23 protein-coding genes are annotated in these 23,232 nt (G+C 43.0%); 3 read left to right on the top strand and 20 right to left on the bottom strand.

Going from position 1 to position 23,232, the window contains the following annotated elements; genetic code table 11:
- Positions 1 to 127: 127 nt before the first annotated feature.
- Positions 128 to 619: a transcription/translation regulatory transformer protein RfaH gene (gene rfaH, locus PR699_RS12670; protein WP_004924724.1), complete on the top strand. Its 492-nt coding sequence runs from the start codon at positions 128 to 130 to the stop codon at positions 617 to 619.
- A 92-nt stretch (positions 620 to 711) separates the two neighbouring features.
- Here rfaH and tatC read toward each other — a convergent pair whose 3' ends face one another.
- From tatC to ltnD, 17 genes are all read right to left on the bottom strand, one after another.
- The gene (tatC, locus tag PR699_RS12665; RefSeq protein ID WP_014656860.1) at positions 712 to 1,485 is read right to left on the bottom strand and encodes a Sec-independent protein translocase subunit TatC; all 774 of its coding nucleotides are present in this window, start codon (positions 1,483 to 1,485) and stop codon (positions 712 to 714) included.
- Positions 1,486 to 1,488: 3 nt separating this feature from the next.
- Positions 1,489 to 2,037 carry a Sec-independent protein translocase protein TatB gene (gene tatB / locus PR699_RS12660; protein WP_014656861.1) on the bottom strand — a complete coding sequence of 183 codons (549 nt, stop codon included), beginning with the start codon at positions 2,035 to 2,037 and terminating at the stop codon, positions 1,489 to 1,491.
- 3 nt (positions 2,038 to 2,040) lie between these two features.
- Complete coding sequence (gene tatA, locus PR699_RS12655) at positions 2,041 to 2,334, bottom strand: twin-arginine translocase TatA/TatE family subunit (RefSeq protein WP_004924718.1); 294 nt, start codon at positions 2,332 to 2,334, stop codon at positions 2,041 to 2,043.
- Between the two features lie 113 nt (positions 2,335 to 2,447).
- Positions 2,448 to 4,082 (bottom strand): ubiquinone biosynthesis regulatory protein kinase UbiB, encoded by a 1,635-nt coding sequence (ubiB, locus tag PR699_RS12650; RefSeq protein WP_004924714.1) that lies wholly within the window; start codon positions 4,080 to 4,082, stop codon positions 2,448 to 2,450.
- Positions 4,069 to 4,722 (bottom strand): SCP2 domain-containing protein, encoded by a 654-nt coding sequence (locus PR699_RS12645; protein ID WP_004924712.1) that lies wholly within the window; start codon positions 4,720 to 4,722, stop codon positions 4,069 to 4,071. The genes ubiB and PR699_RS12645 overlap by 14 nt, the downstream gene beginning before the upstream one ends.
- A gap of 1 nt (position 4,723) precedes the next feature.
- Positions 4,724 to 5,479 (bottom strand): bifunctional demethylmenaquinone methyltransferase/2-methoxy-6-polyprenyl-1,4-benzoquinol methylase UbiE, encoded by a 756-nt coding sequence (gene ubiE, locus PR699_RS12640; RefSeq protein WP_004924710.1) that lies wholly within the window; start codon positions 5,477 to 5,479, stop codon positions 4,724 to 4,726.
- Between the two features lie 76 nt (positions 5,480 to 5,555).
- Entirely contained in the window at positions 5,556 to 6,911 is a 1,356-nt protein-coding gene (rmuC, locus tag PR699_RS12635) for a DNA recombination protein RmuC (RefSeq protein WP_004924708.1), read from the bottom strand.
- Positions 6,912 to 7,015: 104 nt separating this feature from the next.
- Positions 7,016 to 7,546: a DedA family protein gene (locus tag PR699_RS12630; protein ID WP_004924706.1), complete on the bottom strand. Its 531-nt coding sequence runs from the start codon at positions 7,544 to 7,546 to the stop codon at positions 7,016 to 7,018.
- A 69-nt stretch (positions 7,547 to 7,615) separates the two neighbouring features.
- Entirely contained in the window at positions 7,616 to 8,398 is a 783-nt protein-coding gene (locus tag PR699_RS12625; protein WP_004924704.1) for a tyrosine-protein phosphatase, read from the bottom strand.
- A gap of 214 nt (positions 8,399 to 8,612) precedes the next feature.
- Entirely contained in the window at positions 8,613 to 9,368 is a 756-nt protein-coding gene (gene udp, locus PR699_RS12620) for a uridine phosphorylase (RefSeq protein ID WP_004924702.1), read from the bottom strand.
- Positions 9,369 to 9,626: 258 nt separating this feature from the next.
- Positions 9,627 to 11,003, bottom strand: coding sequence for a GntP family permease (locus PR699_RS12615; protein ID WP_004924699.1), 1,377 nt, complete (start codon positions 11,001 to 11,003; stop codon positions 9,627 to 9,629).
- A 10-nt stretch (positions 11,004 to 11,013) separates the two neighbouring features.
- On the bottom strand, positions 11,014 to 11,973 hold the full coding sequence (gene denD / locus PR699_RS12610) for a D-erythronate dehydrogenase (protein ID WP_004924696.1): 960 nt from the start codon (positions 11,971 to 11,973) through the stop codon (positions 11,014 to 11,016).
- Between the two features lie 55 nt (positions 11,974 to 12,028).
- Positions 12,029 to 12,796 (bottom strand): DeoR/GlpR family DNA-binding transcription regulator, encoded by a 768-nt coding sequence (locus PR699_RS12605; RefSeq protein ID WP_004924695.1) that lies wholly within the window; start codon positions 12,794 to 12,796, stop codon positions 12,029 to 12,031.
- A gap of 12 nt (positions 12,797 to 12,808) precedes the next feature.
- Positions 12,809 to 13,588, bottom strand: a complete 780-nt coding sequence (gene otnI, locus PR699_RS12600) for a 2-oxo-tetronate isomerase (protein WP_004924693.1) — start codon at positions 13,586 to 13,588, stop codon at positions 12,809 to 12,811.
- Positions 13,589 to 13,598: 10 nt separating this feature from the next.
- On the bottom strand, positions 13,599 to 14,240 hold the full coding sequence (locus tag PR699_RS12595) for an aldolase (RefSeq protein ID WP_004924692.1): 642 nt from the start codon (positions 14,238 to 14,240) through the stop codon (positions 13,599 to 13,601).
- A complete protein-coding gene (gene otnK / locus PR699_RS12590; RefSeq protein ID WP_272577844.1) occupies positions 14,233 to 15,510 on the bottom strand; it encodes a 3-oxo-tetronate kinase in 1,278 nt (425 codons plus the stop codon). The genes PR699_RS12595 and otnK overlap by 8 nt, the downstream gene beginning before the upstream one ends.
- Complete coding sequence (gene ltnD, locus PR699_RS12585; RefSeq protein WP_004924688.1) at positions 15,507 to 16,415, bottom strand: L-threonate dehydrogenase; 909 nt, start codon at positions 16,413 to 16,415, stop codon at positions 15,507 to 15,509. The genes otnK and ltnD overlap by 4 nt, the downstream gene beginning before the upstream one ends.
- Positions 16,416 to 16,811: 396 nt before the next feature.
- Between ltnD and PR699_RS12580 the strand changes: the two genes are divergently transcribed.
- A complete protein-coding gene (locus PR699_RS12580) occupies positions 16,812 to 17,201 on the top strand; it encodes a YidB family protein (RefSeq protein WP_004924685.1) in 390 nt (129 codons plus the stop codon).
- 68 nt (positions 17,202 to 17,269) lie between these two features.
- Here the strand turns inward: PR699_RS12580 and metE are convergent, their stop codons facing one another.
- On the bottom strand, positions 17,270 to 19,543 hold the full coding sequence (gene metE, locus PR699_RS12575; protein ID WP_014656863.1) for a 5-methyltetrahydropteroyltriglutamate--homocysteine S-methyltransferase: 2,274 nt from the start codon (positions 19,541 to 19,543) through the stop codon (positions 17,270 to 17,272).
- A gap of 108 nt (positions 19,544 to 19,651) precedes the next feature.
- Here metE and metR point away from each other — a divergent pair, with 108 nt between their 5' ends.
- Positions 19,652 to 20,608 carry an HTH-type transcriptional regulator MetR gene (gene metR / locus PR699_RS12570; RefSeq protein WP_004924682.1) on the top strand — a complete coding sequence of 319 codons (957 nt, stop codon included), beginning with the start codon at positions 19,652 to 19,654 and terminating at the stop codon, positions 20,606 to 20,608.
- Here metR and PR699_RS12565 read toward each other — a convergent pair.
- The gene (locus tag PR699_RS12565; RefSeq protein WP_014656864.1) at positions 20,508 to 21,392 is read right to left on the bottom strand and encodes a carboxylate/amino acid/amine transporter; all 885 of its coding nucleotides are present in this window, start codon (positions 21,390 to 21,392) and stop codon (positions 20,508 to 20,510) included. The two genes, metR and PR699_RS12565, sit on opposite strands and share 101 nt — an antisense overlap.
- A 17-nt stretch (positions 21,393 to 21,409) precedes the next feature.
- Entirely contained in the window at positions 21,410 to 23,059 is a 1,650-nt protein-coding gene (locus PR699_RS12560; protein ID WP_004924681.1) for a Na+/H+ antiporter, read from the bottom strand.
- Positions 23,060 to 23,232: the final 173 nt, after the last annotated feature.

Below are 23,232 nucleotides of genomic sequence, written 5' to 3'. Positions count from 1 at the left end.
TAATTTATTGATTTTTAGTTAGTATATATTTCTGATTCTAAATGCTATTCTTACTTTGTCGATTAGTCACATTTTTATACTTTAATTTGTTATGATGAGCATAATTTTGTTGTATTGGGTTTAAGAAATGGAAAAATGGCATCTGCTATATTGTAAACGTGGCCAAATTGATAGGGCCATAGAGCACCTAAATAGGCAAAATGTGATCTGCATGACTCCCATGACAGAAATAGAAAAAGTGGTTAGAGGAAAGCGAACAAAAGTACAAGAGCCGCTATTCCCTAATTATCTGTTCGTGAAGTTCGATCATAACGAAATCCATACCACTACAATACAATCCACTCGCGGTGTCAGCCATTTTGTCCGTTTTGGCCTACACCCCGCCATTGTACCAGACGAAATCATCGAACTTTTGCAACAAGCGCCCCTTGGGCATCTCGTCGATCCCGAAACGCCAACTCATGGTGATAATGTCTTGATTACCGAAGGCATTTTTGCAGGTATTCAGGCAATTTATGATGAGCCTAATGGTGAATCACGCTCAATCTTATTACTGAATATTTTAAATAAAAATGTGTCTAAAGTACTCGATAATACTCAGTTTAAAAAGCTATCTTAACCCACATAAAAAAACTGCACCTTAATTGGGTTGGCTACCAACCTGTTGAGTGCAGTTATAAATCGAGTTTTTATAGACTGAATAACGATAAATTAAGGCTCTTCTTTCTCTTCATCGTCTTCTTCATTATTTTCCCGATCTCGCCGACCTTTACCCACATAAAAGTTAGATAAAAGCACACCAAGCTCAAACAACAGATACATTGGCACGGCAAGTAACGTTTGAGAAAGTACATCTGGTGGTGTTAAAAACATCCCCACAATAAATGCACCGACTAAAATATAAGGCCGTTTGCGTTTTAGTGATTCAGGGGTTGTGACGCCGGTCCAACACAACAGAATAATAGCAATCGGTACTTCAAAGGCCGCACCAAATGCCATAAATAAGGTCATTACAAAACTGAGATATTTACTAATATCAGGAATGAAATTGACGCTATCCGGTGTTGTTTTGACAAAGAAACCAAAGGCTAATGGGAAGACAACAAAGTAAGCAAAAGCCATCCCTAAATAGAAAAGGAAGCTACTGGAGACCAATAAAGGCAGCATCAGCCGACGTTCGTGCTTATATAACGCTGGCGCAATAAAGGCCCAAATTTGGTATAGGATCACCGGTATCGAAATAAATACCGATACCATCATGGTCAGTTTAATTGGAGTGAAAAAGGTTGATGCCACATCTGTCGCACTCATTTGAGAACCAACAGGAAGCTTATCAATCAAAGGTGCGGCGACTAGCCGATATATATCATTTGAAAAGTAAGCTAAGGCAGCGAACACAATCAAAACCGTAATCAAACAGTTTAACAGCCGCTTCCTGAGTTCAATGAGGTGGCTAATAAGTGGTTGTGTATCATTTACAGCCATGTTCTATTTTTCGCTTTCTGTCTGATTAGGATTTTTTTTCTCTGTAACGCCATTTTGCTGGTCGCTGTCATTGTTTAGCGATGGCTTTGTCGGCTCATCGACGACAGCTGCCATTTTTGCTGCATATTCAGGATCAGGATCCGATTCAGACTCTGGTGGTTGCGAAGCTTTATTTTGAGCATCTTTAACTGCATTGTCGTAGTTATCAGTTAACTCTTTTGCTTTTTGTAGCTCACTTGCAACGCTCTCTGTTGTCGAGTGATATCCTGTTTTTAATGATTGTGCAGCTTGGCGAAGCTCATCCATAGATTGTTTCAGTTCAGGGGAAAGCGTTTCCATACCCGCTTTTTCCTGAACTTTTTTCAACGTGTCTTGTAACTCTTGCAATTTGAGTTCTTGTGACAATTCATTTTGCACATTGGAGGCTAATGAACGCATCGCACGGATCCAACCAGCAACAGTTCTCACTGCTACTGGTAGGCGCTCAGGGCCTAAGACGACAAGACCAATAACTGCAACAAGCAGCAGTTCACTGAAACCTATGTCAAACACGGTTTAACCCTGCTCTTTATTTTTGCTCTCAACTGGGCTGTCTTTCTTGTCAGCAGCCTGTTGCTGTTCTGTAATATTTTTAGGTGCAAAGTCAGCATCTTGTTTTTCTTGCTCTTCTTTTGCAGCCTTAGCAGCTTCATCATCGTTCATCGCTTTTTTAAAGCCTTTCAATGATTCACCTAAATCCGACCCCAGAGAACGTAATTTTTTGGTGCCGAAAATTAAAATAATAAGTAGAGCAATAATAATAAGTTGCCAAGGGCTACCAAAAGCGGCCGTTGCAATAGTTGATTCCATTGTTTATACCTCTGTAAAAGTGGGATCAATAGTTATTTATCCCATTATATACAACCTGCTCACAATACGGAAATATTCACAGGCTTATAAACTTGTCGCAAAACAAGGTTTACTTAACTTTTCCCCGATTTATACCAGCCTATAATCCATGATAACGCGCCAGCAGACATAAATGCTATAGCCATTCTATTTGAAGCGGAAATAAAGAATAAACTCCCGCAAAGAATCAGTGTTGCACCAATTCCTAATAGGTATTGAGACTTACGCTGTTTATTACGTTGCTGTTTTAATTGTTCTGACAATTGTTCGATATTGGACTGTAAGAACTTATGTTGACGCAAAGCACCATAAATTAAGTCTGGAATTTCAGGCATTTTCTCGGCCCAGTAAGGGGCTTTCTCTTTTAACGCTTGGGTAATTGCAGGAATACCGACTTGACTGTGTACCCAATCTTCTAAAAATGGTTTCGCCGTTTTCCATAGATCCAATTGAGGATAAAGCTGACGGCCTAAGCCTTCAATATAGAGTAAGGTTTTCTGTAGCAGTACAAGTTGGGGCTGCACTTCCATATTAAAACGGCGCGCAGTATTAAATAAGTTTAATAGCACATGCCCAAATGAAATTTCAGCTAACGGTTTTTCGAAAATAGGTTCACAAACGGTTCTGATAGCAAACTCAAAATCTTCAACGTTAGTATCTGCTGGCACCCAACCTGAGTCGACATGCAGTTCAGCGACCTTACGGTAATCACGATTAAAGAAAGCAATAAAGTTCTCTGCAAGATAGCGCTTATCTTCTTTATTCAGTGAACCAACAATACCACAATCGATGCCGATATACAGCGGATCTTCAGGGTGCTCATAGCTGACAAAAATATTGCCGGGGTGCATATCTGCATGGAAAAAGCTGTCACGAAAAACTTGAGTAAAGAAGACTTTCACGCCCCTTTCCGCCAAGATTTTCATGTTTGTCCCTTGCGCTTTTAAAGCCGCAATATCGGAAACAGGAATACCATAGATACGCTCCATGACCATAACGTTTTCGCGACAATAATCGGCATAAACCTCTGGTACATATAGCATTGAGCTATTCTCAAAATTACGACGAAGCTGAATAGCATTAGCCGATTCACGTAAGAGATTTAGCTCATCGATCAAGGTTTTTTCATATTCACGAACCACTTCTTTAGGGCGTAGACGGCGACCATCAGGCAGTAAAGGCACCCAATTAGCGATACGATACATGAGTTTTACATCCGCTTTGATAACCGGCAGGATATCAGGACGGATAACTTTTAAAACGACTTCCTTACCATTTTCTTTGAGTTTTGCGGTATGTACTTGAGCAATCGAAGCTGACGCTAGTGCCTTTTCATCGAAATCATCAAACCACTGTTCGAGTGGGCCGCCTAATGATTCTTCAATGTAACGACGAGCCAGTTTGCCGTCAAAGCTAGCGACCTTATCTTGCAGCAAAGAGAGTTGGTCAGCGATAGCGGGTGGAAACAGATCGCGTCGGGTAGATAGCATCTGCCCAAACTTGATCCAGACAGGCCCCAATTCTTGTAAAGCTAAACGTAAACGCTCACCAAGCTCTTTGCCCTTATGCTGGTTTTTAATCCAAAAGAAACCAAAACGACCAATACGCAGTGGTAACGTCAGCTTTACTTTTGGGATGAGCTCATCCAAACCATACGAAAGGAATACCCGAATAATAAAGTAGAGACGTTTTATTTCACCGGGCGTCATTATACTCCTCCAACTGGCTCAATCGTTTTTCTAGCTCACTTAGTGAATCAGAAACTTGTTCTACTTCATCACTAAAATAAGCCAGTTCGAGTGGGTTTGGAGCCATTTTCCACTCTTCAAGCAGTGTGTCTTTGATATAGTTTTTTTGCCTGCATGCTAAATGTGAAGCTAAACTCGCGCCCTTGCGTAGTACTTGGCTAATACCTTGTGCCGCGACATCGCCTAAGTAAGGGGATAGATAGTGTGCAGGATCCCAAATTGCCATATCTAATAATGACGACCAATGCTGTACAACCTGCATATCACCTTCAATAACAATTTCACCACTATTGATTAGCTGTGATAACTGTTGTTTGTCTTTTAGCTTAATTAGCGTAAAGAGGGATGTTTTGATTGTACAATCAGCAGGCTCATGCCATTGGCTTAAAACATCGACATGGTTATCACTGAAAATCAACGTCAATGTTTTATTCAGCTCTTTCAAATCGATAGACATGACTTTACCCGCTAAGCGTGCTCTAGCGGGTTTTAAGACCGATTCTTTAAATAACATATGATTCAAACATGTTTCCATGAATGCCGTCATTAAAGAATATAACACTGTATTTTGGCTTTCAGCCTGTGCTGATGTGGCTTCCATCTTAGAATTTAAACCCTTTATGCAATGCGACAATACCACCTGTCATATTGGTATAGGAGACTTGTTCAAAGCCTGCATTTTCCATCATTGATTTCAGTGTTTCTTGGTCTGGGTGCATACGGATAGATTCTGCAAGATAACGATAGCTATCAGGATCCCCAACCACAGCTTGACCAATACGAGGTAGAACATGGAATGAATACGCGTCATAAGCCTTATTAAGCGGCTCAATTACAGGCTTAGAGAATTCAAGTACTAGCAGACGACCACCTGGCTTTAACACTCTGAACATTGAGCGTAAAGCTTTGTCTTTATCGGTCACATTACGTAGCCCAAAAGAGATGGTGATACAATCAAAATAGTTATCAGGGAATGGCAGTTCTTCTGCGTTGGCTTGAACATAGCTAACATTACCAACAATACCAAGATCACGTAATTTTTCACGTCCCATTTTTAACATAGAGTCGTTAATATCAGCGAGGATCACCTCACCTTTTTCACCGACAAGACGAGAAAACTTCGCGGTTAAATCACCAGTACCACCAGCAAGATCTAAAACACGTTGGTTACGACGTACACCACTGGCTTCTATCGTAAAACGTTTCCAGACACGATGAATGCCGAAAGACATTAAATCATTCATCAAGTCATATTTTGATGCTACAGAGTGAAAAACATTAGCCACAAGGCCAACTTTATCTTCTTTACCTACGGTACGGAAACCAAAATCAATAGTTTCTTTTGATGGTTCTGTCATTTCTATTATGCCTGTTTATAATTCAAACTTTTGTAGGAAGTGTAACAGTCTTTGAGGTAAAACCCTATCAAGAAGTCTAAGATTCCGCACAATATGGCTTATCTGACTTTTCAACGAGCTGTGGTGAAATAGGCTGTTTTACCTCAACCCCCATTTCTTTAAAGCTTTCTGCCTGACTAATTAAATTACCACGCCCCTCAGCCAACCTTTTCATTGCGGATTGGTAAGCATTATCCGCTTTATCAAGGCTTGCCCCTAAAAGTTGCATGTCATCAACAAAAAGGCGTAATTTGTCGTACATTTTTGCGGCTTTTGCGGCAATTTCTTGCGCATTTTGCCCTTGGCGTTCATAGCGCCACAAATTGTTAATTGTTCGCACCGCCACTAATAATGTGGAAGGGCAAACTAACATGATATTCTGTTTTATACCTTCATCAAGTAGCTCAGGCGATTCTTTTAAAGCCAATAAGTAAGCAGGTTCAATTGGAATAAACATCAATACATAATCTAAAGAGCGTATCCCCGGTAGTTGATGATAGTCCTTATGACTTAACATACGCATGTGATTACGAATTGAAGCTACATGGTTTTTGATAGCCTGAGTTTGTTCGTCAGGGTCTTCACTATTGAAATATCTTTCATAAGCGACCAGTGACATTTTTGCATCAACAATCACGTCTTTACCTTCAGGCAAGCGGATAATCACATCGGGCTGATAACGGCTGTTATAGCTGGTATTAATACTGACTTGTGTTTCAAACTCACTCCCTTTGCGTAAACCAGAAGCTTCCAAGATCCGCGTCAGAATGGTTTCTCCCCAGTTTCCTTGGATCTTGTTATCCCCTTTAAGGGCTCGAGTCAGGTTAACCGCTTCTTTGGTCATTTGAGTATTTAGCTGCTGTAACTGACGGATTTCATACGCCAGTGTATGCCGCTCTTTGGCTTCTTCACCAAAGCTTTGCTGTACCTGTTGGCGGAACCCCTCAAGCTGTTCACGAAATGGGGATAGCATGGCAATCAAGCTTTTTTGCTGCTGCTCTGATGCCCTACGCTCATTCTGCTCAAAAATTCGGTTGGCTAAATTTTCAAATTGAATCGTTAACCGCTGCTCACTGTTTTGCAGCAGGCGCTGTTTCTCTTCATTGGCTAGCTGGCTTTGCTCAAAACGTGTTGTGATTTCTCGTAATTCAGCTTCTTGCTCACGATTAATATCTCTGAGTGTTCGCAACTCTTGATCGAGACGTTCATATTCCATTTTCCACTCAGAAAGATGGATGTTTTTTTCATCACTGGCCGCAAGTTGACGATTAATGTGTTGGAGTTCTTGCTCTTTTTGGTTAAGTTTTTGCGCAATAAACAGCCAAACGGCTAAGCCGCCAATTAATATACCGCCAAGGGCGCCAATAACCCCATATAAAAGAGAGGTATCCACTGTTAAATCCTTACATGACGAGATCTAGGGTAAGGTAATCGGATACTGTATATCAGTCCAGAAGTAATTTAAAACAAGCCCTAAATTGCGAGACGATTCGCAGCTTAGCCCATCCACTGAGCTAGCCAACGTAATCCAAATGCACCTGGCGCTAATATACCAAATGCCCAAATCATCGCAGACACTAGGTTTGCCGCCTGAAAATAGCGTTTAGGCATTTTACAAATCCCAGCCACTAAAGGTACGACAGCTCTGAATGGCCCGAAGAAACGCCCTAAAAAGACACTCCATATGCCCCAACGATTGAAAAAGTGCTGCCCTCTATCAATCATTTGAGGTTTGCGAGAAATCGGCCACATTTTACGGACGTTATCTTTATAGTGAAAACCAAACCAATAAGAGAGCCAATCACCAAAAAATGCCCCTAACGTTGCCGCAAGCCATACAGGCCAGAATGTAATACCACTTTCGCCGATGAGGGCACCTAAACCTAACAGGATGACAGTTGCAGGCAACAGCAAAGATAAAAAGGCTAAAGATTCACCAAATGCTAGAAAGAAGATGATTGGCAGCGCCCATATTTCATGTTCACGGGTAAATTCGGTCACTGTATGGACGATTTCATTCAACGTCACAGCCTTTCTCCCTTATAATGGATTGGTTTAATACATTAACTAATATGTAATAAACCAATCTTAAACTAATTATTCGAGGAAATAACTTTGAAGTAAGCTTCTGCCAGCATTATCCAGTCCAAAATCACTCTCCAGCCATTTATCAATACTACCATAATGTGTTTTTATGCTATTTATGGCTGTCATAAGAAATTCTTCACGCACAGAATAGACATACTCAAACTTTTTCACCACACTGTCACTCATCCTTTGTGCATGCTCTTCCAATAAATGCTTACGGAATGGCGCGAGGGTTTCATTTGTCAGTAGGTAATCTTCCATGACGGTATCTAAGTCTGCACCCAGCGCAAATAGTACCAAAGCGGCGCCAACACCAGTACGATCTTTACCGACCGCACAATGCTGAACGATCCCCCCTTTTTCAGGCTGCTTTAACATACTCACAAGTTGATGGTAAGCAGGATTATTTAAAGGCAATAGCTCGTAAAGGCGCCCCATAAATATTTTAGGGTCAAACTGTTCAAGTGACTCTGGTGTCAGTTGACCTAAGTCGGCACTGACCTCCTTTGCCATAGGGTTCGCTGGGGCATTAACATAATGAGCACCATCCCAAATCATATCTGGTTTTGCTTTTGTTTCCGCCACATCACGGTAATCCAAGATTTGATAAAGGTTTTGTGATTGTAAAACGGCCAAATCCTCTGTCGTTAAATGGTTCAAAGCTCCTGAACGAAATAGCACGCCTGATTTTATTTTGTTGCCATTGGCTAATTTTTTTCCGCCGAGGTCACGGAAGTTAATTCCACCTTTTAACGGTAATACTGAAGGGTGTAAATAAGGTGTTTTTGTCATAATTATCGCTACCTATGATATTGATTATGACTAAAACTATAACAGATTATGACCGGAAAAAATCAGAAAAAATACCCGCCGTTAAGCAGGTATTCATAAAAAAGAGTGCATCGAAATGTAATCAATATCGAAAAAGAGAAAGAAAACTGGGCTCGTCTACGGTTTATTCACAACCGAGCGAACATCAAAGTAAACGAGCCAGTAATAGGAGAAATTAAAGTAGACGACGCGCAGCTTCAACAACAATGCTTAATACATTGCTTTCTGTTTTCTTCAACAGTGCTTCGTCTGGAATTTCTTGTTGAGTACGGTTAACAATCACACCTGCAACCATACCCGCACGTAAGCCTTGGCTTGAGCACATGGTCAGCAACGTCGCTGATTCCATCTCATAGTTCATCACGCCCATATCTTGCCATTCTTTCATTGAACCTCTGAAATGGCGCATCACACGACCAGTATAGGTGTCATAACGCTCTTGGCCTGGATAGAAGGTATCCGATGAAGCAGTCACACCCACATGGACTGTTGCACCCGCTTCTTTCGCTGCATCATAGAGTGCATTCGTACAAGTAAAGTTAGCAACGGCTGGGTATTCCAATGGCGCAAAATGTTGGCTCGCACCGTCTAATCTTACGGCTGCGGTTGTCACTAACACATCACCAACATTAATATTTTCTTGAATAGCCCCTGTAGTACCAATACGCAAGAAAGTACGAATACCTAGCTGCGCAAGTTCTTCTACAGCAATAGAGGTTGAAGGACCACCAATTCCCGTTGAACAAATAATGACTGCTTTACCATCAAGCTCACCACGCCAAGAGGTGAACTCACGTAAAGAAGCGAGATGTACCGGATTATCCATCAGGCGTGCGATTTTTTCGACACGATTTGGATCACCGGGAACAATTGCAACGGTTGCACCCTGTAAGTCACTCTTTTTTAGCCCTAAGTGGAATACGTCAGACATATCAAACTCCTTTACACAATGGCATCATTGAATTTATACGTTGTGATTAATATAGCGGTAAACCCATGTCAATTTAGTGACCATAGTCACTTTTAATGGAAATGATTTTATCTAGATTTCATTAAATGGTGATTTAGATCACAAATTAATTGTTTTAAATACAAATATGCAATCAGTATAGACGATATGAAAGAAAGTCACGAAAAAGCGCCCGAAGGCGCTTTGAATTATTGGCAGAAATAAAAGATAGTTTATCTATCAGAGAACTACATCAAGGATCAGAACGCCTACTAGACCAATGGCCCAAGCTATCGTTGTTGGGATAGACCAAACCATCATCTGTTGTCTAACGTCCTTAATACCCATCATTCGGTTAACAACCCAGTAGAGGCTGTCGTTGAAATAACCAAAGAACAGTGACCCCATTGTCGCAGCTTGAGCCGCAACAAGCAGATTGATATCAGGGATCTGGCTAATAATGGGAGCAGAAATCGATGCCGCTGTGATCATCGCGACGGTGCCCGACCCCTGAATTAAACGTACCAATGTGGCGATAATAAATGGGATCAACACTGGAGTGATTGGTAAACTCGCCACATGCTCCGCTAAAATATTCCCCGTACCACTGTCACGTAAAACCGCACCTAACGCACCACCCGCACCTGTTACCAGTAAGATGATCCCGGCTGACTGTAAGCCTTCTTCCATGCGGTCGATGACTTCTTCTTTCGTCGCTTTTGGCATCAGCGTATAAACGGCAATCAACACACTGATAGACAGAGCGATTATTGGTGCACCAAGGAATTCAAAGGTTTGGAAATACCAATTATTCTCCATCCCTTGAAAGGCGTCGGTTTTTAGCAATAACCCGTTGACCGCATTGATAAAGATCAACAAGATCGGTGTTACGATAGGTAATACAGATAAGAAGAGGCTTGGTAACGGCTTGTTCGCCTTTTCTTCCATATAGCGGTCGTGAATTTCTTTCAGATCTGCGTTGTTGCTTTCATCGGGCATAAACTCAGGGTATTTAACAGCTAACCACTTCGCGTAAAATACGATCCCAATAACGCAAGGGATAGCAAGGGTCATCCCCGTTAAGATCATGGCACCAATATCCACACCGAAGATCCCAGCAACCCCTAAAGGACCCGGAGTCGGCGGCACAGTGTGGTGAGTAACCACTAAGCCACCAGCTAATGCGACACCAAGTGTCAGCAGACTACGCTTACCATTTTTCGCTAATGCCTTCGCTAATGGGTAGAGGATCACGAATGCGGAGTCAACGAAAATTGGAATACTGACGATATAACCTGTGATAGCCAGCGCCCATTCTTCGCGTTTTTTCCCTAACCAACGAATAAAGCTATACGCTATTTGTTCAGCGGCACCAGAAACTTCTAGTACCCTTCCCATCATTACCCCGAGACCGATAACAATACCGATACCACCGAGTGTGCTACCAAAACCTTTTGTAATTACAGAGACGGTTTCTGCGGCGGTTAACCCACCTGAGATACCTGCAATAGCTGCTGCAATCAACATGGCAAGTAACGCATGAATACGCGTTCGCAATACCAAGAAGATCAGGACAAATATGGCCACCGCGAGGCCAATAATAGGAATATAGGACATAGCTTATCCCCTATTGCTGTGAGCCGTGGTGAGTGATGAATGAACGAATTGCATCAGCAAACGAACCATCTGCACGGAAACCAAGGCCTAAAGCACGGCTAATATCGAATTTACCCGGCCAACTTGCGACAATACGGTTAATGGCTTCATCCGGCTCAAAACGAATCAGATCAACCGCTTTTTGGCCTGCGACATCACGTAGAGCATCAATCATCCCTTGAACTGTCACAGTGATCCCCGGTAAGTTAACCGTACGAGACAAGCCAAATTGCTCTGCTGAAATGGTTGCAGCATGAATGAAATTACTGACAACCGTTTCTGGACTCGAGAGCCACAACGCAAGTTCAGGTGAAACAGGGCAAACACTCTCAACCCCATTTAATGGCTCACGAATGATGCCACTGGCAAATGAAGAAGCGGCTTTGTTCGGAACGCCAGGGCGCACACTGATTGTTGGTAGGCGTAACACACGTCCATCAACATAGCCTTTACGTGAATAGTCATTAACCATCAATTCGCACATCGCTTTTTGTGCACCATACGATGATTGCGGGTTAACCACACAAAGGTCGGTGATAACGTCAGGTAGTTCACCGCCAAATACTGCTAATGAACTGGTAAAGATAAACTTCATTGCAGGGTTTTTAGCACGAGCCACTTCCAATAATTGGCGAGTCGCTTCGAAATTTACTTTCATGCCTAAATCAAAATCGCTTTCAGCATGACTACTCACAATAGCAGCGAGGTGATAAACGATGTCGGTTTGCGCATCAATCAGCTTATCAGCGGCACCCGGCTGAGTTAAATCTGTTGCAACACAACTCACTCTAGCGTCTTCAATTGGCGATGTAGGGCACTGAATATCCGCTAAAACGAGTTGGTCAAATTTAAAACCCTGGCTGTTTTTAAGTAAAGCGGCGGCTAGCTGCTGACCCAAAAAGCCAGCGCCGCCTGTAATGATAACTTTCATTGTTATTCTCCTTGAATAGCCCTAATTTGAGCTATTCATCATTAGGTAAGATTATTTATGTCTTTATTAAATGAAGTTTTATATTTTGTTCTGTTATCCGCTGCACAGCATCGTTTGGTAGCTGATCATCACAAATAATGTCGTGCAATTGATTTAGTGGGCAAACACGGAACATGCCATATTTACCAAATTTGCTACTGTCAGAAACCAGCACACAGCGCCGAGCAACATCCAGTAATGTTTGTTTTATTTGTACTTTTTCTTCATGAGGCGTGGAAACCCCATGCAGTAAATCCCAAGAGCTAGTGCTAATAAATGCCACATCAACATTTAGGGTTTTCAGCATCATTGCGGCGGTATTGCCAACACACGAATGGTTACGTTTATCCACTTGCCCCCCCGTGTGATACAGATTGAGTTGTGATTTGTTCATCAAATATTGCATGATAGAAAAATCATTAGTCACAATCGTCAAATTAAACCGTTCACCCAGCACACGGGCTATCTCAAATGTCGTTGTTCCCGCATCGAGATAAACCACTTGCCCATCTTCAACGAGCGATGAGGCAAATTTACCTATTTCACGTTTGCTTCGGTGATGTAAACGCGCTTTCTCACTCCAAGGAAGCTCTTGGCGTAACGCATCGTTTAACCGAACACCACCGCTTATTGCAACGACTTTCCCTTCCTCTTCTAGCATGCGGATATCACGTCTTACCGTCATATGCGACACATTCATTAGCTCCACCAAGTCGTTAATCGACACGGTTTGGTACTCATGGACGTAACGGTAAATAAAATCACGACGCTCTGAAGGGATCATAGGCTCTCCTGTTTAAGACTGTGCTTGCTTCAGCCAACCTAAACCGTCTTCGGTACGACCTGCGGGGTGATATTCACATCCAAGCCAACCTTGATATCCCATTTCATCTAATTGTTTGAAAATCCATGGGTAATTGACTTCACCGCTATCAGGCTCATGACGATAAGGAACTGAAGCTATCTGAATATGACTAAATTTACCCCATAAACGCTCAATTGTTTTCAATAAATCACCTTCCATGATTTGGCAGTGATAGAGATCCAATTGAATAAACACATTTTCACGTGCGATCTTTGGTAGCAATGCCTCAGCTTGCTTTTGCGTAGTCAAAAAGTAACCCGGCATATCACGCGTATTGATAGGCTCAATTAATACACGAATGCCATGCTCAGCCATAATATCTGCGGCATATTGAATATTTTTAATAAAACACGCTTGCTGCTGTTCAGGGGTAAATCGGGCATCCAATTTACCTGCCATTGCATGCACCTGCTTACAACCCAACGCTTTGGCATATTTCAGTGCCGTCTGTACGCCTTGTGCGAACTCATCTTCACGACCCGGAATAGATGCCATGCCGCGTTCACCCGCCGCCCAATCGCCCGCTGGCATGTTGAACAGCGCTTGAGTTAAACCATATTTTTCCAACTGTTCAGCTATCGCTTCAGGTTGTTCTTCATAGGGGAAAAGATATTCAACGCCAGTAAAGCCCGCTTGTGCAGCGCGTTCAAAGCGCTGAATAAAAGGAACTTCGTTAAACATCATACTGAGGTTTGCTGCAAATTTAGCCATATCAGGTGCCTCATTTCTTTGGATAACGGCTTTCTAGCTCGTTAACTTGCTCTTCAGTGAGTGTTGTAAAACCTTGCTGGCGTAATGTGATATATAAACGCGCCGTATCTTCCAACTCTTCAGCATTGAAGAAAGCTTGCCTTAAGGTTTTACCGCCAACTACGGGTCCATGATTCGATAGCAGTACTGCGTTATGGTTAGGAGCCAATTTTTCAATTTCTTCACCAATACGGTCATCCCCCGGTGGCAAGTATTGAATTAATGGCAATTTGCCGACTCGCATCACGTAATAAGGCGTGATTGGCGGCAAGCAATTGCTGCTATCAAGCCCTGATAAACACGACAGTGCGGTTAGCCAAGGGGAGTGTAAGTGAACCACCGCTCGGCAATCAGGACGCTGTCGATACATCGCCATATGCATAGAGACTTCTTTAGTGGGCTTATCGCCATCGATCCAGTTCCCTTCTGCATCCAACTTACTTAGTCTTTCAGGATCTAAATCCCCAAAGCTGGAGTTAGTTGGCGTGACGATAATGTTCCCATCCGGAAGTTTGGCACTGATGTTTCCAGCTCCGCCGCTACTATAGCCACGGTTAAACATCGATTTAGCCCAATCAGCCAGCTCTTGGCGTAGTGCCTTTTCTTCACTCATTAAACATCTCCTGTGCGTACTGGAAGAAATTCTCTTGGCCGAAATTACCCGATTTGAGTGCCAACCAGTGACCGCTTGTTAAATCTTGAACCCATGGAACGCCCGGTGCGATTGGCGCACCAATGCTTAATTGCTCGGTTCCTAGGCTTTGAACGACTTTGCCGGATGTTTCGCCACCCGCAATAATAAAGGTGTTATAACCTTGTGCTTGTAAAAGTTTTACCACTTCCCCAAACACATTTTCCACTGCGCTACTCGCTATATCTGCCCCATACGTCTCTTGAATTTTTCTCAGAATTTCAGGTGGTTGGGTCGCATATAATAGTGGTGCGAGTCCTGTTAATTTTTGCTCTTGAACCCACGTTGCTAATTGTTGGGCATAGAGAGGGTTATCAATACACTCCCCGACATCCACGATTTTAGCTGGTGCAATTTGTTGGTAGTTTTGCACTTGTTTGTTGGTCATTGCTGAGCAACTGCCAGATAAAATCACGGTCTGACGGCCTTGGCGGCTAGGCGTTTCACCACGGCTACCACCTGCCCCCCATTCACATCCGGTATCCACATTGGCTAATGCCGCCCCAAGTCCAGAGCCACCTGTCAGTAAAGGCATCTCTTTTACCGCTTTGGCGATCGGTAACAAATCATTCATTGTTAATGAATCAACAACGATGTAACTCGCACCTTGCTCGGCTAAGGTTGCTAAACGCTGTTTAATTAGCGTGCTGCCTTGCTGAATATCAGATAATGGGATCAGCCCAGCTTTACCTTCAGATTGCTTTTCCATCACCCTCATCAAGTTAGCATCCGTCATTGGCGTCACGGGGTGATGCTGCATACCACTTTCATTGAGCAGCTGACCATTGACAAATAAATGTCCGTGAACCACGGTTCTGCCATTAATGGGCAGTGCAGGACAAATCAGTGCAACTTGAGTATCAAGCTGCTTCATCAACGCGTCAGTCACTGGGCCAATATTGCCTTTGTCAGTAGAATCAAATGTGGAGCAATATTTAAAGAAAATTTGTTGGCAGTGTGCTTGTTGCTTTAACCAACGACATGCGTTTAACGATGCGTTAATTGCTTCATCAACAGGACAAGAACGGCTTTTTAGGCTGATAACAATCGCATCAACATCGTGTGGTACGACTGTATTGTCATCTGGTTCATTCAGTAATTGAACGACTCGCCAGCCGTTCTGGACCATAAATCCTGCGATGTCGGTTGCACCAGTAAAATCATCGGCAATCACACCTAATTTCACAGTCATACTTTTTTCTCCGGTAAAGCAATGCCTTTGAAAGTTTTGATCACTGCACTGTCATCTTGAAGGCCAAAACCTTCGTTACTTGCAGAGATAAACATTTGATGAGCAGTGGCCGCGATAGGTAATGGGAAGTTCAAGGCTTTCCCTGTTTCCATGACCAACCCTAAGTCTTTCACAAAAATATCAACGGACGATTTGGGCGTATAATCACCATCAAGAACATGCTGCATACGGTTCTCAAACATCCACGAGTTACCCGCTGCATGTGTCACGATGTCATACATCATATTCAGGTCGATACCCGCTTTGGCGGCTAATGCCATGCTTTCGGCAGCAACCGCAATATGAACCCCAGCAAGTAGTTGATGGATGGTTTTTACTGTCGACCCCAACCCCACCTCATCACCGACACGATATAAACGCTCAGCTATCGCCTCAAAAACTTCGTTAAGCTGTTCAAACAAGATCGGAGCGCCAGATGCCATCACCGTTAGTTTGCCTTCTGCCGCTTTCAGCGCGCCGCCTGAAATAGGTGCATCCATCAGTGGTAACTGATATTGCGCCAAACGCTGAGCAATCTGTTTTGTTTGCTCAGCAGATAGCGTACTATGCAACATAATAATAGTGCCTGGCTGCAACTGCTCTACCAGAGGCTTATCGCCACCAAATAGGATTGCCTCGACTTGGCGACCATTGACGACAACTAACAGTAAAGCTTGCAGATGTTGAGCGTACTCCGCCGCATTTTGGCCTACTGCGACAGCACCGGCTTGCTTTAAGGTTTGGCAGGCATCTTGGTTTAGGTCAAAGCCATAGGTAGGAATATTATTTTTTATTAGGGATTTAGCGATCCCCATACCCATTGAGCCTAAGCCAATAACACCGACGTTCTTAACGAAATTTCCCATAACAACCCCTGATGTTGTTAATCTTTGTTATTGATGTGAATTCTCACATAACAAAATTCACAAACACATGATGGATATCACATTATGAATAATATAAAAAATCACCAATATTATTTTAATTTATTGTTTTTAATGCATTTTTAATTTTTGGTAATTCACAAAACAATTCACATCGCAATGTGATAAAAAATGTGATGAGAGCGTGGTTTATACCTATCAAGTGTAAAAAATAAAACTTTTCCGCTTTTCCGTTCAGTTAAATCGCAATAGCATCATTTTTGATTGACGCCTCGCTGAAATTGACCAAAATAGCCGATTACTTAATTTTTAGGGATCCTTTAACGCACTGAACACGCTGTTGAAGCCCACAATTTGAGAAATAATGAGGAGTATTAAATGGGTTTGTTCGATCAACTGATCACCATGGTTGCCGGTGATAAAATGAGCCAGTTTCAATCCGTAATTGAATGGATTGATAAACAAGGTGGGTTAGCAGGGGTTGTTGATAAATTTAACCAACAAGGCTTAGGTGACATTATTCAATCATGGATCAGTAACTCTGAGAACCTACCTGTGAGCGTTAACCAATTAATTCAAGTTTTTGGTAACTTAGATATCCAACAATTAGCTCAAAAAGTGGGTATTGACCCGCAAGAAACGACAGAATTGATCGCCAAATATCTCCCAAAACTCGTTAATCAAGCTACACCAGAAGGTGTTCTGCCAGAACACGTTGATTTGTCTGCAGTTGGCATGAATATGCTGAAAGAAAAGTTGTTTGGTTAATACTGCCTCATCAAAGCAAAAGTGGTAGGTTAACCAACATGCTAACCTACCACTCACCAATATTTAGCTTAGTATTCGCTTCTTAACCTTTTAGCAGCTTCCACCATGTTAGCCAATGATTGACGTGTCTCTGTCCAACCACGGGTTTTCAAGCCACAGTCAGGGTTCACCCACAGACGTTCAACCGGAACACGTTTAGCAGCTTTTCTCAGTAGCGCCACAATCCACTCAACATTTGGCACGTTTGGTGAGTGAATATCATATACACCTGGGCCAATTTCATTGGGATAATGGAAGTCTTCGAAAGCATCCAACAATTCCATGTCAGAGCGCGAAGTCTCAATCGTGATCACATCAGCATCCAGCGCAGCAATCGAATCCATGATGTCATTGAACTCGCAATAACACATATGGGTGTGGATCTGAGTGTCATCATCGGCAATTGCCGCACTGAGTTTAAATGCTTCTACTGCCCAATTTAAATATTCAGCCCACTCATCCTTACGTAATGGCAAGCCTTCGCGAAGTGCAGGCTCATCGATTTGAATAATGCCAATCCCCGCTTTTTGTAGATCATCCACTTCATCGCGTAGCGCCAAAGCAATTTGTTTGGCAATTGTTTCACGACTAATGTCTTCACGCGGGAATGACCAACATAGGATAGTCACAGGCCCCGTTAACATCCCTTTGACTGGCTTTTCAGTCAGCGATTGTGCGTATTTCGCCCACTCTACCGTGATAGCTTCTGGTCGGCTAATATCTCCAATAATGACGGGGGGTTTCACACAGCGAGAACCATAGCTTTGTACCCAGCCATTTTGTGTAAAGACATAACCGTCAAAATGCTCACCAAAGTATTCAACCATGTCGTTACGTTCGGCTTCACCATGCACTAACACATCAATATCAAGCAGTTCTTGCTCTTTAATCGCCTGCTTAATGTGTTCACTGATACTGGTACGATAGTGCGTTTTATCTAAGTTACCTTTTTTGAAATCAAGGCGCAGTGTTCTAATTTCACTCGTTTGTGGGAACGAACCAATTGTTGTGGTTGGCCATAATGGCAAATTAAAGCGTTCACGTTGACGTTGAGCGCGTATTTCATATGGGCTATTACGTTCGGCATCCCCTTTACGGATCCCTTGCAAACGCTGATTGACCGCCACATTATTGACACGAGTTGATGTCTTACGAGCACGAACCGGAGCGCTGTATTGTTCTAATCCAGCAAGATGCTCTGCCGTTGGCTCATTTAACGCTTGGCTTAGTAATGCTAATTCCGCACATTTTTGTAGCGCAAAAGCAAACCAACTTTTCACTTCTTCATCTAAGCGAGTCTCATCGTTGAGATCGATAGGGCTATGGAGTAGTGAACACGATGAGCCGACCCACAAATTACGTTGGCCTAACAACGGCTTAATACGTGCAAACTTTTCACCTAAGTCAGCTTTCCATACGTTACGACCATTGATAATGCCTAATGAGAGCACCCAATCTTGTGGTAACGCTTGGTGTAATTTTTCGATGTCATCTTGCCCAGCGACAACATCAACATGCAATCCCTGTACTGGTAGCTGTTTAATCAGATCCAGATGGTGACTGATGCCATCAAAATAGGTTGTCAGCAACAGTTTGGTTTTCCCAGCTAACGCTTGATAAGCCGTTTGATACGCCTGCTGCCACTCTGTTGGTAAATCTAACACCAGTGCTGGCTCATCAATTTGTACCCACTCAATTCCTTTTTGCGCTAAACGTGCAAGAATTTCTTGATAGACAGGTAGCAGATCATTCAATAATGATAAACGATCGAATGATTCACCTTTTACTTTGCCTAACCATAGGTAAGTCAACGGACCAATTACAACAGGTTTGATAGTATGGCCTAGTGCTAACGCTTCATCGACTTCATCAAACAGTTGTGTCCATGATAAGCTGAATTTCTGCCCTTTTTGGAACTCAGGTACGATGTAGTGGTAATTGGTATTGAACCACTTAGTCATCTCGCCTGCCGCTGCTGGCTTTCCTGTTGGCGCGCGGCCACGAGCCACTCTAAATAGTGTATCTAAATCAATTGAGCCATCTTCGTTTTGATGACGTGGAGGTACATTCCCCAGCAATAAGCTCGTCGTTAATACTTGGTCATACCAAGCAAAATCACCGACCGGTAATAGTTGCACACCGGCATCTTTTTGTTGTTGCCAGTGACGAGCACGTAATTCACGACCCGTTGCTAAAAGCGCTGCTTGGTCAATTTTTCCAGCCCAATAATCTTCTTGTGCGCGTTTTAGCTCCCTTTTCAGACCGACACGAGGAAATCCAAGTGTATGATTTATAACAGACATATTGACCCCTTAAAATTTTTAGCCGTCTAGATGTTTACACATCTATAATCAACAGGTACTGTATAAAGCACAAGCGCAAATTATTCATTGTCATCTTGAAGGTTTCTCATGATCGAATTAAAACATCTAAAAACATTGCATGCGCTCAGCCAACATGGCTCATTGGCAGCGGCTGCAACTTACCTGCACCAGACTCAGTCAGCATTGTCACATCAATTTAGTGACTTAGAACATCGTTTGGGCTTTAAGCTATTTATTCGTAAAAGCCAGCCATTACGATTTACACCGCAAGGGGAAGTGCTATTGCAACTGGCACACCAAGTATTACCAATGGTGAAAGATGCTATTCGTATTTGTAATGAACCGGGCGTGTCGACGCTACGTATCGCTATCGAATGCCATAGCTGCATTCAATGGCTAACACCTGCATTACAGCAATTTAGGCAAACATGGCCGCAAGTTTCAGTGGATTTTAAATCGGGAGTGACTTTTGACCCGCAGCCCGAATTACTTTCACGAGAGCTGGATATTGTACTGACTTCAGATATCTTGGCTGATAAAGAGATCCACTACACGCCGCTGTTTGATTATGAAGTAAAATTAATTGTGGCTAATGATCACCCTTTAGCAAAAAAACCGATTATCGAGCCTCATGATCTCGCCGATGAGACCTTACTAATTTACCCAGTACAACGTCATCGCTTTGATGTTTGGCGCCATTTCTTACAGCCAGCCGGGGTTTCACCAAAGGTGAAAGCCGTTGATAATACATTGATTTTAATACAGATGGTGGCAGCTAAAATGGGGATCGCCGCATTACCACATTGGGCGGTGGATTCGTTTGAAAAACAGGGGTTAATTAGTATAAAAACATTAGGGAGTGGTTTGTGGAGCCGGTTGTACGCTGCATGCCGTGAAGGAGAGCAACGCCAACCCGCTATTGAAGCTTTTACCAAAACGGCCACTAATCATGCCGTTGAGAATCTGTCTTACGTGAAACCGGTGAAAGTATCCAACGCCTATGTACCCACAGAGACGCGACAATCAGGCTCGCTCCAATGGTAAAACTCAACCAATCTGGATGCTGTTGCCAGATGGCAAAATTAACCAGTAGCCCCGCTGGAACCATCATATTATTCATGATAGCAAGGGTTCCGGCGTCTACTTTTGTGGCGCCATAATTCCACATAAAGTAACCGATGCCAGAAGCCACAACACCTAACCACAGTAAAACCCACCATTGAACATGTGTGGTTGGCACTAGCGATTTATCCCCAAATAGCCCCCATCCGAACAGTGCGACCAGCGTTGCACCGATATAAAACCATGAAAAAGCTTGATGCTGAGGGATAGGATATATTTCCATCAAACGCTTATATCCCACCTGACCGACAGCAAAGAAGATATTAGCTAATTGCACAAATATCAGACCTACCCAGAAAGATTCACTAAGATGGTCATAACGAATGATGGCTGCACCAATAACGGCAAGTAGCGAGCTAAACAAATAGCCCATCCGTAAACGTTGGCGCTCCAATAGATCATAAATGAGCGTCACATACAGAGGGGTGAGTACCGTAAATAACAAAAATTCCGCGACGGTGAGATGGCGATACGCTTGGAACACAAAGAAATACATAATACCGAGTTGGCATGCACCAACAATCATGTACAGCACAATCACTTTGAATCCCAGCCCTCGCCAACGTAAAAATGGCAAGAAGACCAATGCCGCTAAAGAAACACGTATTAGGACGGATAGCCAGCTATCCACTTGCCCAGCGAGATATTCACCAATAAGACTAAAAGACGCTGCCCAAAGCAGCGTCGTAATCACAAGTAACCACATTATTGTATTGTTCTCAATTAATGCTCTTTTTCAATCAATACAGCTTCCAACAAATCGAGATCCGTCAGTAAAGATTGCAGCGTTTCATTGCTAATTTTACGCGTTGCACGCAGGTGATATAACTCACCACGTTCAGCACGTAATGCGGTTAGCCTAAAGCGCCGCTCTAAATCTTCAATCTGTAAGTTATGTTCGATTTCATCTTGGCTAGCGGTACGTCGGCGCAAATGCCCCGTAACCCTTGAGGCCACTTCACTAATATCCTCTGGGTCTAATTTTTCATCAACATCCGCCGATAAACGCTCTTCCATCTTGTTTAAACTCACAATGGCGACTTCAGCCATTGCGGCTTTCGCCATACGAATTTCGTTAATATCCGCTTCTTTATCACCGACTTTAAAGTTGCGCAGCAACAGCGGTAACGCGATGACGCCCGCGAATATTGAGAATAAAATCACCCCTGCCGCAATAAAGACTAATTGATAACGCGCTGGGAAAGGTGAACCATCACTTAAAAAGAGGGGTACTGAAAGCACACCGGCTAAGGTAATCGCCCCACGAACTCCCGCAAAAGAAGCTAGCCACAGCTCACGTACCGTATAGTTAGCAAATTGCAGTGGCCTTTTTTTCAGGAACAGGCGGCTAAACCTTTTCATGAGCCATAACCAACAAAAACGCAAAATTAGCAAGGCAAAGTAGATAATGGCGACTGCCGCAAACAACATCCACGTTTCTACGCTAGGATCCAGTTCCGCTTGCAGTACTGATGTTTCCCAAATCCCCGGCAATTGTAAGCCAAGCATGATAAACACCAAACCGTTAAATACGAATTCTAACATTGACCATACGCTGTCAGCACGCAGTCTCATCGCTAATGGCGCATTACGGATCACCCCAGATTTGGTGATTGTCATCCCCGCAGCCACCGCAGCCAAAATGCCTGAGAAACCAATATGCTCCGCAATCATATAAGAGGCAAAAGGCAGCAATAACATAAAGACAATTTGGGTTGCAGGATCATCGCCACTCCAGCGACTCATTAAGCGCAATGACTTGCTGTAAACCCAAGTCACAATGATACCGGATAGCAAACCACCTATCGCCACTTTAAAGAATTCAATCGTGACACCAGACACTGAGAACATCATGGTTTCCATTGCAATCGCAACCGCAAATTTTAATGCAACCAGACCTGAAGCGTCATTCATCAATGCTTCGCCTTCCAACACGCTCATCATACGCTTAGGTATACGACCTTTACCGACAATCGAAGAGAGCGCTACCGCATCCGTTGGCGAAAGGACAGCAGCAAGTGCAAATGCAGCAATCAAAGGAATACCCGGCATTAACCAGTAAATGAGATAACCGATACCCACAACGGTTACCAATACCAGTACTAATACTAGGATGAAAATCTCACGACCATTTTGGAAAAATTCACGTGTTGGCGTTTTCCAGCCATCAACGAATAGCAATGGCGGGATCAATAGAACCATAAAGAGTTCAGGGTCAAACGTGACATGTAATCCAAACTGAGGCCATGCAAGCAATGCACCAATCGCGATTTGAATTAAGGGTAATGGAACGCGAACAGGGATGACTTTTGTCACCACACCTGAAACAGAAACTGCCAAAATTAAGATGAGAATAGTAAAGAAAATTTCCATGTTGCCCTTACTGATTAACGAAATGAACCAAACCCAAATATGACCCGTCGCAGCAGAATATTAGGTAGCTCGTCAGGCCATGAAATTTTTCAGTAAAGCCAGCAACTCGTGAAAACCCGCGGATTTCACATGTTTCACCGCCTTTTGTCTATTCTATCCTTAACTAACTACTA

Source organism: Providencia sp. PROV268 (genome assembly GCF_028477805.1).
In the GTDB taxonomy this organism is placed as follows: Bacteria; Pseudomonadota; Gammaproteobacteria; order Enterobacterales; family Enterobacteriaceae; genus Providencia; species Providencia stuartii.
This window is presented reverse-complemented; position numbering and strand designations above follow the sequence as displayed.

Coding starts and splice junctions, on each gene's coding strand:
- rfaH (WP_004924724.1), top strand. CDS start 128: ATGGAAAAATGGCATCTGCTATATTGTAAACGTGGCCAAATTGATAGG.
- tatC (WP_014656860.1), bottom strand. CDS start 1,485: ATGGCTGTAAATGATACACAACCACTTATTAGCCACCTCATTGAACTC.
- tatA (WP_004924718.1), bottom strand. CDS start 2,334: ATGGAATCAACTATTGCAACGGCCGCTTTTGGTAGCCCTTGGCAACTT.
- ubiB (WP_004924714.1), bottom strand. CDS start 4,082: ATGACGCCCGGTGAAATAAAACGTCTCTACTTTATTATTCGGGTATTC.
- PR699_RS12645 (WP_004924712.1), bottom strand. CDS start 4,722: ATGGAAGCCACATCAGCACAGGCTGAAAGCCAAAATACAGTGTTATAT.
- ubiE (WP_004924710.1), bottom strand. CDS start 5,479: ATGACAGAACCATCAAAAGAAACTATTGATTTTGGTTTCCGTACCGTA.
- PR699_RS12625 (WP_004924704.1), bottom strand. CDS start 8,398: ATGACAAAAACACCTTATTTACACCCTTCAGTATTACCGTTAAAAGGT.
- udp (WP_004924702.1), bottom strand. CDS start 9,368: ATGTCTGACGTATTCCACTTAGGGCTAAAAAAGAGTGACTTACAGGGT.
- PR699_RS12615 (WP_004924699.1), bottom strand. CDS start 11,003: ATGTCCTATATTCCTATTATTGGCCTCGCGGTGGCCATATTTGTCCTG.
- denD (WP_004924696.1), bottom strand. CDS start 11,973: ATGAAAGTTATCATTACAGGCGGCGCTGGCTTTTTGGGTCAGCAGCTA.
- PR699_RS12605 (WP_004924695.1), bottom strand. CDS start 12,796: ATGATCCCTTCAGAGCGTCGTGATTTTATTTACCGTTACGTCCATGAG.
- otnI (WP_004924693.1), bottom strand. CDS start 13,588: ATGGCTAAATTTGCAGCAAACCTCAGTATGATGTTTAACGAAGTTCCT.
- PR699_RS12595 (WP_004924692.1), bottom strand. CDS start 14,240: ATGAGTGAAGAAAAGGCACTACGCCAAGAGCTGGCTGATTGGGCTAAA.
- otnK (WP_272577844.1), bottom strand. CDS start 15,510: ATGACTGTGAAATTAGGTGTGATTGCCGATGATTTTACTGGTGCAACC.
- ltnD (WP_004924688.1), bottom strand. CDS start 16,415: ATGGGAAATTTCGTTAAGAACGTCGGTGTTATTGGCTTAGGCTCAATG.
- PR699_RS12580 (WP_004924685.1), top strand. CDS start 16,812: ATGGGTTTGTTCGATCAACTGATCACCATGGTTGCCGGTGATAAAATG.
- metE (WP_014656863.1), bottom strand. CDS start 19,543: ATGTCTGTTATAAATCATACACTTGGATTTCCTCGTGTCGGTCTGAAA.
- metR (WP_004924682.1), top strand. CDS start 19,652: ATGATCGAATTAAAACATCTAAAAACATTGCATGCGCTCAGCCAACAT.
- PR699_RS12565 (WP_014656864.1), bottom strand. CDS start 21,392: ATGTGGTTACTTGTGATTACGACGCTGCTTTGGGCAGCGTCTTTTAGT.
- PR699_RS12560 (WP_004924681.1), bottom strand. CDS start 23,059: ATGGAAATTTTCTTTACTATTCTCATCTTAATTTTGGCAGTTTCTGTT.